Annotated in this window: 14 protein-coding genes; 8 read left to right on the plus strand and 6 right to left on the minus strand. The window is 57.5% G+C overall.

What is annotated here, in order from left to right; all coding sequences use genetic code 11:
* The first annotated feature begins 29 nt into the window (after positions 1–29).
* Positions 30–809, plus strand: a complete 780-nt coding sequence (locus ACSMXM_RS02455) for an outer membrane protein assembly factor BamD (protein ID WP_460313633.1) — start codon at positions 30–32, stop codon at positions 807–809.
* 169 nt (positions 810–978) lie between these two features.
* Positions 979–1,143, plus strand: coding sequence for a peptide ABC transporter permease (locus ACSMXM_RS02460; RefSeq protein ID WP_460313635.1), 165 nt, complete (start codon positions 979–981; stop codon positions 1,141–1,143).
* 312 nt (positions 1,144–1,455) lie between these two features.
* On the opposite strand, the gene ACSMXM_RS02465 is transcribed toward ACSMXM_RS02460, so the two are convergent.
* Together ACSMXM_RS02465 and proC are read right to left on the minus strand one after the other, a co-directional pair.
* The gene (locus tag ACSMXM_RS02465; RefSeq protein WP_460313637.1) at positions 1,456–2,724 is read right to left on the minus strand and encodes a glutamate-5-semialdehyde dehydrogenase; all 1,269 of its coding nucleotides are present in this window, start codon (positions 2,722–2,724) and stop codon (positions 1,456–1,458) included.
* 46 nt (positions 2,725–2,770) lie between these two features.
* Positions 2,771–3,550 carry a pyrroline-5-carboxylate reductase gene (proC, locus tag ACSMXM_RS02470; RefSeq protein ID WP_460313639.1) on the minus strand — a complete coding sequence of 260 codons (780 nt, stop codon included), beginning with the start codon at positions 3,548–3,550 and terminating at the stop codon, positions 2,771–2,773.
* Between the two features lie 286 nt (positions 3,551–3,836).
* Here proC and proB point away from each other — a divergent pair, with 286 nt between their 5' ends.
* Both proB and ACSMXM_RS02480 read left to right on the plus strand, forming a co-directional pair.
* Positions 3,837–5,006 carry a glutamate 5-kinase gene (gene proB / locus ACSMXM_RS02475; protein WP_460313641.1) on the plus strand — a complete coding sequence of 390 codons (1,170 nt, stop codon included), beginning with the start codon at positions 3,837–3,839 and terminating at the stop codon, positions 5,004–5,006.
* Between the two features lie 146 nt (positions 5,007–5,152).
* The gene (locus ACSMXM_RS02480) at positions 5,153–7,126 is read left to right on the plus strand and encodes a serine hydrolase domain-containing protein (RefSeq protein WP_460313643.1); all 1,974 of its coding nucleotides are present in this window, start codon (positions 5,153–5,155) and stop codon (positions 7,124–7,126) included.
* Positions 7,127–7,482: 356 nt separating this feature from the next.
* On the opposite strand, the gene rpsI is transcribed toward ACSMXM_RS02480, so the two are convergent.
* Positions 7,483–8,076, minus strand: coding sequence for a 30S ribosomal protein S9 (rpsI, locus tag ACSMXM_RS02485; protein ID WP_460313645.1), 594 nt, complete (start codon positions 8,074–8,076; stop codon positions 7,483–7,485).
* A gap of 1 nt (position 8,077) precedes the next feature.
* Positions 8,078–8,551 (minus strand): 50S ribosomal protein L13, encoded by a 474-nt coding sequence (gene rplM / locus ACSMXM_RS02490; RefSeq protein WP_460313647.1) that lies wholly within the window; start codon positions 8,549–8,551, stop codon positions 8,078–8,080.
* 324 nt (positions 8,552–8,875) lie between these two features.
* On the opposite strand from rplM, the gene ACSMXM_RS02495 reads away from it, so the two are divergent.
* Positions 8,876–10,615 carry an acyltransferase family protein gene (locus ACSMXM_RS02495; protein ID WP_460316341.1) on the plus strand — a complete coding sequence of 580 codons (1,740 nt, stop codon included), beginning with the start codon at positions 8,876–8,878 and terminating at the stop codon, positions 10,613–10,615.
* Here the strand turns inward: ACSMXM_RS02495 and ACSMXM_RS02500 are convergent.
* Both ACSMXM_RS02500 and ACSMXM_RS02505 read right to left on the minus strand, forming a co-directional pair.
* Entirely contained in the window at positions 10,612–10,980 is a 369-nt protein-coding gene (locus ACSMXM_RS02500; protein WP_460313649.1) for a DUF2237 family protein, read from the minus strand. The genes ACSMXM_RS02495 and ACSMXM_RS02500 overlap by 4 nt on opposite strands.
* Positions 10,977–11,996 (minus strand): COX15/CtaA family protein, encoded by a 1,020-nt coding sequence (locus tag ACSMXM_RS02505; protein WP_460313651.1) that lies wholly within the window; start codon positions 11,994–11,996, stop codon positions 10,977–10,979. The genes ACSMXM_RS02500 and ACSMXM_RS02505 overlap by 4 nt, the downstream gene beginning before the upstream one ends.
* Positions 11,997–12,141: 145 nt before the next feature.
* Between ACSMXM_RS02505 and ACSMXM_RS02510 the strand changes: the two genes are divergently transcribed.
* The 3 genes from ACSMXM_RS02510 to dxs all read left to right on the plus strand — a co-directional run bounded on the left by ACSMXM_RS02510 (position 12,142) and on the right by dxs (position 15,020).
* Positions 12,142–12,495, plus strand: a complete 354-nt coding sequence (locus ACSMXM_RS02510; RefSeq protein ID WP_460313653.1) for a MerC domain-containing protein — start codon at positions 12,142–12,144, stop codon at positions 12,493–12,495.
* A gap of 14 nt (positions 12,496–12,509) precedes the next feature.
* Complete coding sequence (locus tag ACSMXM_RS02515) at positions 12,510–12,989, plus strand: Fur family transcriptional regulator (RefSeq protein ID WP_460313655.1); 480 nt, start codon at positions 12,510–12,512, stop codon at positions 12,987–12,989.
* A 108-nt stretch (positions 12,990–13,097) separates the two neighbouring features.
* Positions 13,098–15,020 carry a 1-deoxy-D-xylulose-5-phosphate synthase gene (gene dxs, locus ACSMXM_RS02520; protein WP_460313657.1) on the plus strand — a complete coding sequence of 641 codons (1,923 nt, stop codon included), beginning with the start codon at positions 13,098–13,100 and terminating at the stop codon, positions 15,018–15,020.
* The last annotated feature ends 89 nt before the right edge of the window (positions 15,021–15,109 follow it).

The raw sequence follows: 15,109 nt of genomic DNA on the forward strand, positions 1-15,109 counted from the left end.
AAACGGCGGCCAGAGGCTAGATCACCGATATGAACACACGCTATACTTTCGTACGCCCGCTGGCGGCGGCCACGGTTTCCGCCCTCCTTCTGTCTGCTTGTGCGGGGGGTAATGATAATGGCGTGATCGATCGCAAATATGTCGCCCGCGACGTCTCGACGCTCTACACGCTGGCAAAGGACACGCTGGACCGCGGCCGCGCAAAGCAGGCCGCGGCCATCTTTGACGAGGTGGAGCGGCAGCATCCCTATTCGGTCTGGGCACGCCGCGCCCAGTTGATGAGCGCATTCAGCTATTATTCCGCGCGCGAATATAATGACGCCATTTCGGCGGCGCAGCGGTTCCTGTCGCTGCATCCGGGCAATAGCGACGCGCCCTATGCCTATTATCTGATTGCGCTAAGCTATTACGAGCAGATCGAGGATGTGGAACGCGACCAGCAGACCACCTTGCAGGCGCTGTCCGCCCTGACGGAGCTAACGCGTCGTTATCCCGACACGAAATATGCCGCCGATGCGCGGCTGAAAATCGATCTTGCCCGGGATCATCTGGCGGGTAAGGAAATGACGATCGGCCGTTTCTATATGGAACGTCGCCAATTTATCGCAGCCGTGAAGCGCTTCGAAAACGTTATCGAGACATATGAAACGACCAGCCACACGCCGGAAGCGTTGCACCGGATCGTGGAGTGTTATCTGCTGCTCGGAATCCCGCAGGAGGCGGAACGTACCGCTGCCGTTCTGGGTGCAAATTACCCCGGCTCGAAATGGTATGAGCGGTCATATGACCTGATACAGAAGCACACCTGAGCTTCTGCCGCGGGGCTACCTGGCAGCAACCCCTGAAGGTAGTCATGAAGACCCGCCGTGGGGTTCCACGGTTCCTACCTCTTTTTTGCAGCTTTTCACTTTTCGAGGCGTTGGTTCAGTGCCTTCCTTTCCACGGAAAGAGAAGAACTGAAATAGCTGGGAAGCATGCATGAAAGAGCAAAATGACTCGCCAGACCGAACGTCCGTATCAGGCCGGGATGCGCGCGGCGCAGAGATAATCCTGCGCACGAAACGCAGGCGTGCGGTTTTCATGGCCGGACTTGTGGCGGTGGTGTTGCTGGGTCTCGTCCTTTCGCTGGCCGGCTTCGCCTGAGCCTTAGCGCCGCGCTGTCATCTTCACTGACCTCATGCGTGGCGACTGCACTTTCAGGGACGATCTGTAGGAAGATCGCCGTTCGTTGAAACGGTCCGTCTGCACGCCCCAGCTGCCTGGGTGCGCTGCTGCCATCGTCCATGCGCGTGTTGACCTCCCGCATCAGTCGCGCGGGCGGAAATCCTGCAAAGTAGGATAGAGGAGAGTAGAAAAGGCGAAGGCAGACCGTGGCAGCCTGTTTGCAAGAGCGCCGACAACCATACGGCCTGCTACGGCCCGTTCGCCAGCGCCCTTGCCCGAACAAGCGGGTGCTCAGGGCCGCGTCTGACCCTGTCCGTGTACCTGATATTTGAATGTTGTCAGCTGTTCCAGACCCACGGGGCCGCGCGCATGGATCTTGCCGGTGGCGATACCGATCTCTGCGCCCATGCCGAATTCCCCGCCGTCGGAAAATTGCGTCGACGCATTGTGCATGACGACTGCGCTGTCGATGGTGGCGAGATACCGGTCGGCGGCGGCCTCGTCTTCCGTCAGGATCGCATCCGTGTGGCCGCTGCTGTGCTGGCTGACCCAGTCGATACCGGCGTCGAGGCCTGGGACGATCTTAACCGACAGGATGTTATCGAGATATTCCGTCGTCCAGTCGGATTCGTTCGCAGGGATGATCCTGTCGTCGATGGCACGTGCAGCCGGGTCGCCGCGCACTTCACAACCGTCAAGCGCGTCCAGCAGTTTTGGCAGCAGGGCGGATGCTACGGCCTCGTCCACAACCAAGCTCTCTGTCGCGCCGCAGACGCCGAACCGGCGCTGCTTCGCATTGGTGACAATATCCACCGCCTTTTCCAGGTCCGCCGCTTCGTGGACATAGGTGTGGCAATTGCCATCAAGGTGCAGCAGCGTCGGCACACGCGCTTCGTTACGGACCAGTTTTACAAGGCTCTTGCCACCGCGTGGGATCACGAGATCGATCACTTCAGTCGCTCTCAGCAGCGCGCCTACCGCGGAACGCTCTGGCGTGTCGATCATCTGCACGGCGCTTTCGGGCAGGCCGGCCTTTTTCAGGCCGGACGCTACGCACTCCACGATCGCGCGCGAACTGCGCCGACTGTCGGAACCGCCCCGCAGAATGATGACATTCCCGGATTTCAGGCATAGCGCGCTCGCATCGGCGCCGACATTGGGACGCGATTCGTAAATCATGCCGATGACGCCGATCGGAACCGCAACACGCTCGATGTTCAGCCCATTGGGCCGCTCGAACTGCGCCAGCTTGCGTCCAACCGGGTCGGGCAGGGCGGCGACGGTGCGCATACCCTCAGCCATGCCGTTAATACGCGCTTCGTCCAGCATCAGGCGGTCGATGAATGCGTCGGGCTTGCCTGCCTCGCGCGCTTCGGCGACGTCTTCTTTATTCGCTGCGATGATTTCGTCTGTACGCGCAAGCAGCGCTTCGGCGGCGGCCTCGATTGCGGCGTTCTTGTCTGCGGTACTGGCGGTCGCGATGATACGAGCGGCAGCGCGCGCCTGTTGTCCCAGCTCGGCGATATATTTGTCGGCGTCGAAGGGTTCGGTGTCAGCCATATATTTGTCCTCTATTTCAAATTCGTGCATTCCTTCACGCTGAAGGTCAACGCAGTTCGCAGGCGCGGCGATACGCGGCCTCAGTGGTCTCGCGCAGAAGATCCGCAAGGTCCCCGCCGCGGCGGAGAACGTCCAGGCCAGCCTGGGTCGTGCCGTTCGGGCTGGTGACGTCATCGCGAAGATCGGCCAGCGCACGTTCGTCGTGGGAGGCCATATGGGCAGTGCCAAGCACGGTTTCCACCGCCAGCATGCGGGCCTCCTCCGCATCGAATCCCAGTTGCGTGGCGGCCGAAGCAAAGCTGTTCATGAATTCGAACACATAGCCCGGCCCGGATCCGGCAATCGCCGTAAACCGGTCTATGCGATCCTCTTCCTCCACCGTGATGAACTTGCCCGTCGCCTCGATCAGCGTTTCGACATGGCCCGCCTGCGCCTTTGAAACACCCTTTCCCTTATAAATGGCGCTCATGCCAACGCCGTACGCGGTCGGCAGGTTCGGCATTACCCGAACGACTGGTCTGCCGCCGAGAAGGGTTGCGACATGGTCCGCCGGAACGCCTGCCGCGATCGACAGGGCAAAGCCGTCGTCGGCCATTACAGATTTATATTGCGGCAGGATATCGTTCACCATCTGCGGCTTGATGCCAACGATCAGCAGATCGAATTTCTGATCTTCTACGTCTGGAAATCCGGCATGAAGCCGAACCCCCTCCGGCGCGCGTTCCAGCGCTGGGTCGACGATGGTAAAGCTGTACTTTTCAAGATCTTGCCAACGGCGCAGCATCGAGCCCGCCATTTTTCCGCATCCGATCATCAGGATGTTCATCAAAAGCTCCCTCGCTGCTTGTCATGAAACGAACAAGCAAACTATCTACAAATTATCATGTGAGGGCGAAGGTAACAAAAATAATATTGCAGCGCAACCGGATGAAGTTCAATAATAGTTTTCGGAACGTCACAGCCGGTATTAGAATAAGGTCCGATTATAACGTGAAATTAACGCTCCATTGCAAATAAGCATGTAGCTGTGCTTTATCATGGATCAATGGATATATGTTGCAGTGCAGCAGGTTTGGTCTATGTAAGGCGCAAAACAGAAAGCGGAGTTTATAGTGAGCTTGGAAAAGCGTGTTGTCGTTAAGGTTGGAAGCGGATTGATCGTCAATCAGCAGGATCTGAATTTCAGATATGCGTTCTTGCACGGCCTGCTGTCCGACATCGCCGACCTGCGAAGAGAAAATTATCAGGTGGTTCTCGTCTCCTCGGGCGCGGCGGCCATCGGGCTTGGCGCTCTTGGCATGCGGCCGGAAACGGCGGGCGTGCAGGACAAACAGGCCGCAGCTGCCTGCGGACAGCCTCTCGTCATGAACATGTACAAGCAGATCTCGATGGAATTCGGCATGAACATCGCGCAGGTGCTGCTGACGTCGGAAGAAATGGAAAACCGCAGGCGCTATCTCAATACGAAGAACACAATTGAGAAACTGCTGGAAAACAACATTCTGCCGATCGTGAACGAAAACGATACGGTGACGACCGAAGAAATTCGTGTCGGCGACAATGACCGTCTGGCCGCGAAGGTTTCCCAGATGGTCCGTGCCCCGAATTTCGTCATGCTGACAGATATTGACGGTCTTTACGATCGCCCGCCCAGCGAGCCGGGGGCAGTATTCGTCGATGAGGTTGAGGATGTCAGCGTCTATCTGGACGCGACGAAGAGCAAGGGCGCGCTCGGTAGTGGCGGTATGCTGACCAAGATGCAGGCCGCCAATATGGCGCAGAATGCCGGCGCCACGGCTTTCATCGCGAAGGGCATTGTAGAACGCCCGATCAGCTCCATCCTGAAGAACGAGCGCCGTCATACGCGTTGCATTGCGATCGGTGATCCAGAATCATCCTGGCGCGTATGGCTGACCGACCGCCTGCAAATGGCGGGCAGCCTGGTCGTTTCCGCCGAGGCCGCAGAAAAACTCGTGGCCGGTGGCCGGGGCGTCGACGCAATGGACGTGGTCGCCAGCCATGGCGAATATAGCAAGGGCGACGTCCTCCACATTTACGACGAGGATGGCGTGGAAATCGGTCGCGGTCTGACCAATTTCTCTTCCAAGGAGACCGTCTTGCTTGTGCGGTGTCCGGAAGACGAGGTGACGGCCGTACTGGGCTATCACAGCAAGTCCGATCTTATCGCCGCCGACAATTTCGTCGTCCTCGGAAAGCATCATCTCCTTTGGGATCAGCCGACGCCGGAGCCCATGGAGCGCGCTGCGCAAGCCGCAGACTAAACCGGACGCAAAGATGCTTTATAGGGCAGGTCGCGGGCGCGCGGCCTGCCCTTTTGCGTTGTCGTTGCGGTTTGTACCGAAAATTCTCGCACATTGCCATTTTCGGTCAAATACGGGATATGCGGGCGCAAAGGGAGAATATGCACATGAAGAAAATGCTGTTGCTCGCATCCGCAGTGCTGGCGCTGGCCGCGCCGGCGCACGCCGTGGCTCAGGAACCTGCTACGCCCGCCGTTACCGCTCCTGACGCCAGCGGGCCTCTGGCAACGTATGAGACACCGGAAAACTGGACGACAAACACGTCCGGTCAGGTAACCACCTTGACCGCACCAGAAGGAGATTTGAAAATCGCGATCGTCGACGTTGGCGCGGCGGCAGACGCCACGGCAGCGGCCACCGCGGCCTGGTCTCTCTTCGGTGTCGCGGAGCGCCCGGTGGCGCTGGTTGTGCCCGCCGCTGCACGAGATGGCTGGGACGAACGAAAGAACATCAATTATGAAGTGTCGCCCAACGAGGAAAAGGTGGCGCGCGCCACGACACTGCGAAAGGGTGACGACTGGACGGTTTTGATCGTTGAGGGCGCCACCTCGACCGCTGTGAAGCGTTCGGCCGCTGTCGGGCTGGTCGGCGAGACCGTCCGACCTGTCGGCTATACGCCTGAAACTTTCGCGGGTCGCGAAGCCAATCAACTGGATGAGGCGCGCATCGCCGAAATGCGGCGCTTCGTTGAAGAGTCCATCCGGCAGCTGGGCGTTCCGGGCGTTGGCTATGCACTGATTGACGATGGCAAGGTCGTTTATGAAGGTGGCGCCGGTGTGCGTGATGTGACCACCAACGAGCCTGTGGATGCAGATACGCTGTTCATGATCGGTTCCAATACCAAGGGCATGACAACTCTGCTGTTTTCCAAGCTGGTCGACGAAGGTCGTCTGGAGTGGGATCAGCCGGTCACCGAAGTTTATCCGGAATTCCGCCTCGGCGATGACGAAACCACGAGGCAGGTGCTGATCCGCCATCTGGTTTGCGCGTGCACGGGCCTGCCGCGAAAAGACTATAACTGGATCTTCAACACCAGCCGCGAAACGCCGGCTGAAGAGACATTCACGCAACTGGCCGACACGATGCCCACCAGCGGATTCGGTGAGGTCTATCAGTATAATAATCTGGTTGTATCGGCGGCTGGCTTTATCGGTGGCCACATCGTTGATCCTGATATGGAGCTGGGCGCGGCCTATGACGCCGCGATGCAGGAAAAGGTGTTTGATCCTCTGGACATGTCGGACACGCTGTTCGACACGACGGAGGCCATCACGCGCAATTACGCCGCCCCGCATGGTTTCGACGTGGATGGCAATATGGGCGTCAGCGATATCGATATCGAATATATCGTCGTTCCCTACCGGCCCGCTGGCGGCGCCTGGTCGAGCGCACATGACATGGCGAAATATGTCATGAACGAATTAACTCTGGGCGTGTCCCCCGATGGTGAACGCCTCTATTCAGAAGCCAGTGTGCTGAAGCGGCGCGAGCCCAACGTCTCCGTTGGCGAGGACAAAAGCTATGGCATGGGACTGCAGGTCGACAATTCCTACGGTACGCCCATCGTCTATCACGGTGGCGCCATGCCTGGCTTCCTCAGCAACTGGTATATCTTGCCGGAAGCAGGCGTGGGTGCTGTTCTTTTGACCAATGCCGATGCAGGCGGCGCGCTGTTCCAGCCGTTCCTGCGGCGCCTTCTGGAAATCGTATATGACGGTAAGCCGGAAGCCGCAGAGGATGTGGCTATGACCGCCGAGCGTATGAAAACGGCTCGCGCGGCCCAGCGGCAGAAGCTGATGGTGCCGCCCGAAGCGCAACTCGCGGATCGTTTGGCACCATCATATACCAATGATGAATTGGGCAAACTGACCGTTCGTCGCGATGGCGACCAAGTGGTCTTGAGCACTGCGAGTTGGAGCACGCGCTTGGCATCGAAGGAGAATGCCGACGGCACAAGCTCCTTCGTTGCGATCGACCCGGCGCGGTTGGGTTTTGAATTCCTGGTGGGCCAGGAAGCAAACCCGGCGACGCTGACCGTACGCGATGGCCAGCATGAATATGTCTTTACGCCTGCGTCGTAACGACGAACAAAGAATAATGTGGCGGCCGCGGGACAAGGAGTCCGCGGCCGCATGTGTTTTCGGAGTGGGCAGCGCCACTAACTGGCCACTGAAAAGAGACTGAAGGTTAGCGCGGCAGATCGTCTGCGACGCGCTTATGCTGGGACGGCTATCCCGGGCTTAGCGGTCATGTCTGCACTGATCGTTATGCCCGAACAGGCGCTTGGCATCGGGTAACGAACGGGGAGCGGGGAAGGGAAAACCCCAGCCTTGGCGCCGACGTTCTGCCGCTTCTTGAGCAGGTCAGGCGCCGATGCAGCCGGACCCGGGCATTGCTGGCGAGACGCCGCACCCGGATCCGGTTGTCTGTAGAAAAATTAACGCTTCGAGAACTGGAAGCTGCGGCGAGCCTTTGCCCGGCCGTACTTCTTACGCTCCACCACGCGGCTGTCGCGGGTCAGGAAGCCAGCGCGCTTAATTTCGCTGCGCAGCTCTGGCTCCATCCGCGTCAGCGCCTGTGCGAGACCGTGCAGAACCGCGCCGGCCTGACCGCTGAGGCCGCCGCCGGAAACCGTTGCGACGACGTCATACTGACCCTTGCGCTGTGCGACTTCGAACGGCTGGTTGATAACCAGACGCAGCGTCGGACGGGCGAAATACTTGCCCTGATCCAGGCCGTTGACGGTGATCTTGCCCGAGCCCGGCTTCAACCAGACGCGCGCGACGGCATCCTTACGGCGACCGGTCGCATAGGAACGGCCATATTCGTCGACCTTCTTCTCGCGAAGGGGGGCGGCGTTGACGTCGTTCGGATCGCTTGCCGGGGCAGCGGGAGCGGCGGTCGACTGCGCGGCGTCATTGTCCGTCGCGGCAGTGCCTGCCTGTGCCGTCGGGGCAGCAGCCTTCTGTTCGGCTGCGGCTTCCTTCTGCAGGTCCTTCAGGTCCTCAAGACCCTTTTTCTCTTCTGCCATCTTACTTGCCTACCTTGTTCTTGCGATTCATGCCGGCGACGTCGAGCACTTCGGGCGACTGCGCTTCATGAGAATGTTCCGTGCCGGCGAAGACGCGCAAATTGCGCATCTGCTGGCGCCCCAGGGGGCCCTTCGGGATCATGCGCTCGACGGCTTTCGTCAGCACGCGCTCGGGGAAACGGCCCTGCAGCACCTTTTGCGGCGTCGTTTCCTTGATGCCGCCTGGATAGCCGGTGTGCTTGTAATACACCTTGTCGGTCATCTTGTTGCCGGTGAAGCGCACCTTGTCCGCATTGATGACAATGACATTGTCACCGCAATCCATGTGCGGAGTATAGCTGGCCTTGTGCTTGCCGCGCAGGCGCAGCGCGATAATGGAGGCGAGGCGCCCGACGACCAGATCCTGGGCGTCGATCAACACCCACTTCTTGTCGATCTCGCCCGCCTTCAGCGAAGGGGTCTGTTTGCCGTACATTCGGGAAATTCCTTGTTTAAAAACAAAAGGCGGACAGCCGAGGCTGCCCGCTTTGTTGCGATGATGTGCAGGAATGGCCGAAAAAAGTCAAGGATTGAGGAGGCTTGCCGATGTGGTAAACTGTTACCACGAGCTAAGAACGATCGCTGGGTCGACCGGCCGATTAATTTTACCTAGACGAACTTGAAACGGAGGGTTGCGGAAATTGCAGTATCGGCGCGAGATTGACGGCTTGCGAGCCTTGGCAGTTATGCCAGTGATTTTTTTCCATGCAGAGCTGAGCAGCTTTTCTGGCGGATTTATCGGGGTAGACATTTTTTTTTAATCAGCGGTTATCTAATTACATCAATTCTGGCACGCGATCTAGATCGGGGGAACTTTTCTTTTATTGACTTCTATGGACGGCGTTTAAAACGTATAATTCCTGCACTAATCGTAGTTGTCGGCTGCTGCTTTCCGTTGGCTTGGGCGACCATGCTCCCCTTTCAACTTGTCGACTTTTCAGAAAGCGTTATAGCGACTGCACTTATTGTATCAAATATTCTATTTTTTAGTGAAAGCGGATACTTTGCTGAAGCTTCTGAATTAAAACCATTATTGCATACATGGAGCTTGGCAGTTGAAGAGCAGTTTTATTTAATATTTCCATTAATATTATTAATCATATGGAGAGGGTCATCTCGTCAGAGATGGAGGAATTTGGTTTTAATATCAATAGTAAGTTTTATTTTATGTGAGTATGCGTCTGGCAGGTTTTCGTCCGCAAACTTTTTCTTACTTCCTACTCGCGCGTGGGAATTCTTAATTGGGTCTCTCTGTGCCTTGCATGAAAGGACCCGTGGGCGCCAGAGCCGTGGTGATTTCACTCTATTAGGTTTAGTTATCATTATAACAGGCATCTTTTTATTCGACGAGGCAACAAGATTTCCATCCATTTATACGATAGTGCCGGTTTTTGGTGCAGTTTTAGTAATTATTTTTGGGGGCGAAGAAGGTTTTGCTGGTCGCATACTAAGCAACAGATTAACCGTTGGTATTGGTCTTATAAGCTATAGTGCTTACCTTTGGCATCAGCCTGTTTTGGTATTTTCTCGATTAGGATTTGGACAGAGCCTGTCTTCCTCAACGATATTTGTTTTGAGCATGATGTCGTTACCACTCGCATGGTTGAGTTGGCGATACATTGAGCAACCATTTAGAAATGCTAGTTGGTCGCAATTTCAAGTATATTTCATAGCGTTTTGTGCGACAGGACTTCTTATCATATTTGGTCTTCTTGGTACTTTAACTTCCGGGGGATTATGGCGATATAAGAAGGAAGATCAATATTTAGTTTCAATGAATGTGGCTGATATGGGCGAGTATACGAGAGCTCTTTTTACAGAATTTGAAGGACAGGAATTTCCTGATAATGAAAAGAAAAATGTGGTAATTATTGGAGATAGTTTTGCGCAGGATTTGACCAATATGATATTTGCGTCGCAGATTCATGATAAAGCGAATGTTTCAACATTTTATATATCAGCGAATTGTGGTAATCTAGATATCAGTAGTGATATGTCTCTGCTGATAGAACCGATTGATCGAAGAAAATGTGCTTTTTCAGAGCGATACAATCGTCCTTTGTTGCTTAATAGAATGCGCGACAGCGACGCCGTTTTGTTGGCATCGTCTTGGCGTGATTGGCAGATACCGCTATTAAAAGAAAGTGTCGATAATATTAGGCGAAAAACAAAAGGGCGTGTTCTAATCTTTAACCGGAAAGCTTTTGCGGAAATAGACCAGAGAGCTTTAGTGGAGGTGCGACCTCACGAACGGCCAGACTTTAGAGCGAAGGCGGACCCAATCAACGTCGAGTTGAACCAGAAAATAGCAAATATTGAGGGAGTTGATATTATCGATATATATGCGAATCTCTGTGGCGTGGAGGATTGTCCAGTTTTTACTCCTGCAGGAAACTTGATAAGTTACGACGGAGCCCATTTGACACCGGAAGGCGCTGCTTGGGCGGGACGGCGCTTAGCGCAAGATGCGAAAATGAAGTTTCTATTGCAAGCGCGTTAGGTGTCTTCTTCGTCAACCGCGTGGGCCTGCAAATGACCGAGTTGCAGAACTTCCAGGGCGCGCTCGTGTGTCGCCTCCAGCCGTACCAGCGGCGCCGCGCCGCCGGCACGCGCCTGTTCCCAGCGGGCGGCGCAGATGCACCATTGATCTCCGGGTTTCAGGCCCGGAAACAGGAATTGTGGTCGGGGCGTCGACAGGTCGTTCCCCGCCGCCTTTGAAAAGGTCAGAAATTCATCGGTCATGACGGCGCAGACGCTGTGATTGCCGACATCGTCGGGTACGGAATTGCAGCAGCCGTCGCGATGCCATCCGGTCTTGGGATCATGGCTGCAGTCGACGAGCTCGCCGCCCAGAATATTTTTCACGTGCGCTCTCCGATGGCCGGTTCTCCAATCCGGTGCGCGCAGGCTGCGGCGTACCAGACGATCAGGGCCGCAACCCCTTGGTGTGTCGCGGCAATCCACAATTCAACGCCAGACAACAGGGTCATGACGCCCAGAACGATCTGCGTTACGATCAATAGCTTCAACGCAATGGGCGTCCTTCGGGATCCACGCTTCATGGCGGTAACGCCCAGCCAGACCAGCAGGGCCGCCGCGACAAAGGCCCACCAGCGGTGAACGAACTGAACGATGACCGGATTATCGACAAGGTTACGCCAGGCGGGTTCGATCCACTCAGGATAAGCCGGAAAGAAATGCCCGCCCATTGTGGGCCATTCCGCATAGGCATAGCCGGCGTCCATGCCGGCAACGAAGGCCCCCAAAATGGTCTGAACGAACAGACCCAGCAGCGCCACTCTGGCAAGTGCCGTCAGCCGTGCCCGGCCGCGGAGCAGGTCGCTGGCGGTCCAGATCAGGGCGGCGATGATGAAAAAGGCCAGGTTCAAATGCACCGCCAGCCGAATGTGCGAGACATCGGGAACGTCGGCCAGCCCGGACGTCACCATCCACCAGCCGATAACGCCCTGCAATCCGCCAAGTCCCAGCAGGGCGACTAGCCGCGGCTTGTAACCGGGGGGGATCTGACCTCTGACCCAGAACCACAAGAGCGGCAGTGCGAAGGCAAGGCCGATGATCCGGCCCAACAGCCGGTGTGTCCATTCCCAGAAATAGATGTTCTTATATTCAGACAGGGACATGCCGGCATTCTTGTACCGATATTCGGGCGAGGCCTGATAATCTGCGAATTCGGCGCGCCACGCCTCCTCCGTCAGGGGCGGCACCGCGCCGGTCACCGGTTCCCAGCGTACCATGGAAAGGCCGCTTTCGGTCAGCCGTGTAATGCCGCCGACGACCACCATCAGGACGACGAGAGCCGCGACGGCACTTAGCCATATGGCGATAGGGCGCGCTGCTGCGGGCTGTGATGATTGGGTCATGGGCAGCGTCTATCCCTTTGCGGCCCGCCCTCCAACCCGCAGACGGTCGCACGCGCGTGCGACATGGTTGCGCGGAATGAATCGCTTGTCCGGCAGTTCATGTAACACTATATCCTTCTGCGTGATGGCGCACAAACTCAACTCCATGTTCGACAGGATCGCGATCGGCCTCAGCGGGCTTTGCTTGGTGCATTGCCTGTTCGGGGCGTTGTTCGTTGCAATCATGTCGGCATCGGGATCCGCCTTTTTCGGCCATGAGGTTCATCGATGGGGCCTGGCAATTGCGGTGCCTCTCGCGATCCTCGGCCTTGTGGGCGGAGCGCTCGGCCATGGTCGTTGGGAGGCCGTAGCAATCGGCTGTTTCGGCGTGGGCGCGATGGGTGGCGCATTGATCGCGGGGCATGGCGCGCGCGAGGTAGTTCTGACGGTTCTGGGCGTAATTCTCGTTGCGATCGCACATGCGCTCAACATGCGTTGGGCCACCCGCCGCCACGCCTGAACCTTGCGGATCGGATGAAAAAGACCGATATTCGATGGATGACCGGTCACCATGAGTATCAGGGCCAGGCGCTTGCCGAGGCCGCGAAGGGCGCCCTTGTTAATGCGGGCGAGCAATGGACGGAAATGCGCGCGCAAATCTTTGATGCGCTGGCGCAAGCCGGCGGTCCGGCGAGTGCCTATGACGTCGCCGATGCCGTTTCCAAAAATCGCGGCAAGCGTGTGGCGCCCAACAGCGTCTATCGCATTCTCGACCTCTTTGTCGCGAACAACATTGCCAAGCGTGTCGAAACCCAGAATGCCTATATCGCCAATGCCCATCCCGAATGTGTGCATGACTGCATATTCCTGATCTGTCAGGATTGCGGCGGCATCACGCATCTGGACGATGACGATTTGGCGAATTCCATGCGCGCGCGCGCGGCCGGTACGGGGTTCCGTCCCGACAATCCGGTGATGGAGGTTCGTGGTACCTGCGAAAGCTGTGCGGCATAGGCCTGAAACGGGAAGCCCCCGAACCGCCTGCACCCTTTCGCCGCACATGTCGCGTTCGACAAAGCCGCCAGTCGCGGATAACTATAGCATAAACATTTGGGGAATTTTGTGACGTCCCGTCCCGATACGCCGCTGCTCGACACCGTCGACACGCCGAAACAGCTTCGCCGGTTGAAGTCCGAACAACTGCGCCAGCTTTCCGATGAACTGCGCGCGGAAATGATCGATGCGGTCAGCCAGACCGGCGGCCATCTTGGCGCCGGCCTGGGCGTTGTGGAGCTGTCGGTCGCGCTGCATTATGTGTTCAACACGCCGGATGACCGGCTGATCTGGGACGTCGGCCATCAGGCCTATCCGCACAAGATACTGACCGGTCGGCGCGACCGCATGCGCACCATCCGCCAGGGTAACGGCGTTTCAGGATTCACCAAGCGGTCGGAGAGTGAATATGACCCGTTTGGCGCAGGACATTCCTCGACATCGATCTCCTCGGCGCTGGGCTTTGCCATTGCGAACAAGCTGAACAATCAGCCGGGCAAGGCCATTGCCGTTATCGGCGATGGGGCGATGTCGGCCGGCATGGCCTATGAGGCAATGAACAATGCCGAACAGGCCGGCAACCGGCTGGTCGTCATCCTGAATGACAATGACATGTCGATCGCGCCGCCGGTTGGCGGGCTTAGCGCCTATCTGGCGCGTGCGGTTTCCTCCTCGGAATATCTCGGCCTGCGCAATCTGGCGAAAAAAGTCGCGAAGAAGCTACACAAGCGCGTTCATGCCGCCGCTGAGAAGGCGGAGGAATATGCCCGCGGTATGGCAACCGGCGGAACTCTGTTCGAGGAACTGGGCTTTTACTATGTCGGCCCCATCGACGGCCACAATCTCGATCATTTGATTCCCGTTCTGGAAAATGTCCGCGACAGCGAGCAGGGGCCGATCCTGGTCCACGTCGTCACGAAAAAGGGGCACGGCTATGCGCCGGCAGAGGCGAGCGCCGACAAATATCACGGCGTCACCAAGTTCGATGTGGTGTCCGGCGAAATGGCGCCAAAGAAAAAGGGGCCGCCCAGCTATACCGGCGTCTTTGCGGATGCTTTGATCGCAGAGGCGACGCGCGATCCAAAGATTTGTGCGATTACGGCGGCGATGCCGTCGGGGACGGGTCTGGACAAATTCGGCCGCGCCTTTCCCGACCGAACCTTCGACGTCGGCATTGCGGAACAGCACGCGGTGACGTTCGCGGCCGGGCTCGCCGCGCAGGGGATGCGCCCCTTTGCGACGATCTATTCGACCTTTCTGCAGCGGGCCTATGATCAGGTCGTACACGACGTCTGTATCCAGAATTTGCCCGTGCGCTTTGCGATCGACCGTGCGGGTCTGGTCGGCGCCGACGGCTCGACACATGCGGGCTCATTTGACGTGACGTATTTGTCCACTCTGCCGAATATGGTCGTCATGGCTGCCGCCGATGAGGCCGAGCTGGTGCACATGACCCACACGGCGGCCCTCTATGACAAGGGGCCGATCGCCTTTCGTTATCCACGCGGCAACGGGACCGGGGTTAACCTGCCAGAAACGCCGCAACAGCTGGAAATCGGCAAGGGCAGGGTGGTCCGGGAAGGGCGCCAGGTGGCGATCCTTTCGCTCGGCACGCGCCTGGGCGAAGCTCTGACTGCCGCAGACGAACTGGAAACCAAGGGGCTGTCAACGACGGTGGCCGATCTGCGTTTCGTAAAGCCGCTTGATGAAGCGCTTATCCGGAAACTTGCCACCACGCATGATGTGGTGATCACCATCGAGGAAGGCGCGATTGGCGGGCTTGGGGCGCATGTGCTGACCCTGGCGAGCGACACCGGCCTTCTGGATACGGGTTTGAGAATTCGTACCATGCGGCTGCCCGACGTTTTTCAGGACCATGACGATCCTGCAAAACAATATGCGCAAGCCGGGCTGGATGCGGACGCTATCGTGCGAACAGCCCTGACGGCGTTGCGTCACAACAGCGTTCAAGTGGAAAACGCACGCGCCTGACAGCGCGTCGGCTGTCCTGTCTTGGCCCCGATTGTGTCGGGAAATTTTACATTTTCGCGTCCATATCGCTGACGTAATATTCATTTTGG

The organism is Pacificimonas sp. ICDLI1SI03, from assembly GCF_054740865.1.

Bases quoted from the DNA above. Each gene is read 5' to 3' on its own strand.
- ACSMXM_RS02465 (WP_460313637.1), bottom strand. From the start codon at position 2,724: ATGGCTGACACCGAACCCTTCGACGCCGACAAATATATCGCCGAGCTG.
- ACSMXM_RS02480 (WP_460313643.1), top strand. From the start codon at position 5,153: ATGAAGAAAATGCTGTTGCTCGCATCCGCAGTGCTGGCGCTGGCCGCG.
- proC (WP_460313639.1), bottom strand. From the start codon at position 3,550: ATGAACATCCTGATGATCGGATGCGGAAAAATGGCGGGCTCGATGCTG.
- rplM (WP_460313647.1), bottom strand. From the start codon at position 8,551: ATGTACGGCAAACAGACCCCTTCGCTGAAGGCGGGCGAGATCGACAAG.
- ACSMXM_RS02510 (WP_460313653.1), top strand. From the start codon at position 12,142: ATGTTCGACAGGATCGCGATCGGCCTCAGCGGGCTTTGCTTGGTGCAT.
- ACSMXM_RS02460 (WP_460313635.1), top strand. From the start codon at position 979: ATGAAAGAGCAAAATGACTCGCCAGACCGAACGTCCGTATCAGGCCGG.
- rpsI (WP_460313645.1), bottom strand. From the start codon at position 8,076: ATGGCAGAAGAGAAAAAGGGTCTTGAGGACCTGAAGGACCTGCAGAAG.
- ACSMXM_RS02515 (WP_460313655.1), top strand. From the start codon at position 12,510: ATGAAAAAGACCGATATTCGATGGATGACCGGTCACCATGAGTATCAG.
- ACSMXM_RS02455 (WP_460313633.1), top strand. From the start codon at position 30: ATGAACACACGCTATACTTTCGTACGCCCGCTGGCGGCGGCCACGGTT.
- ACSMXM_RS02505 (WP_460313651.1), bottom strand. From the start codon at position 11,996: ATGACCCAATCATCACAGCCCGCAGCAGCGCGCCCTATCGCCATATGG.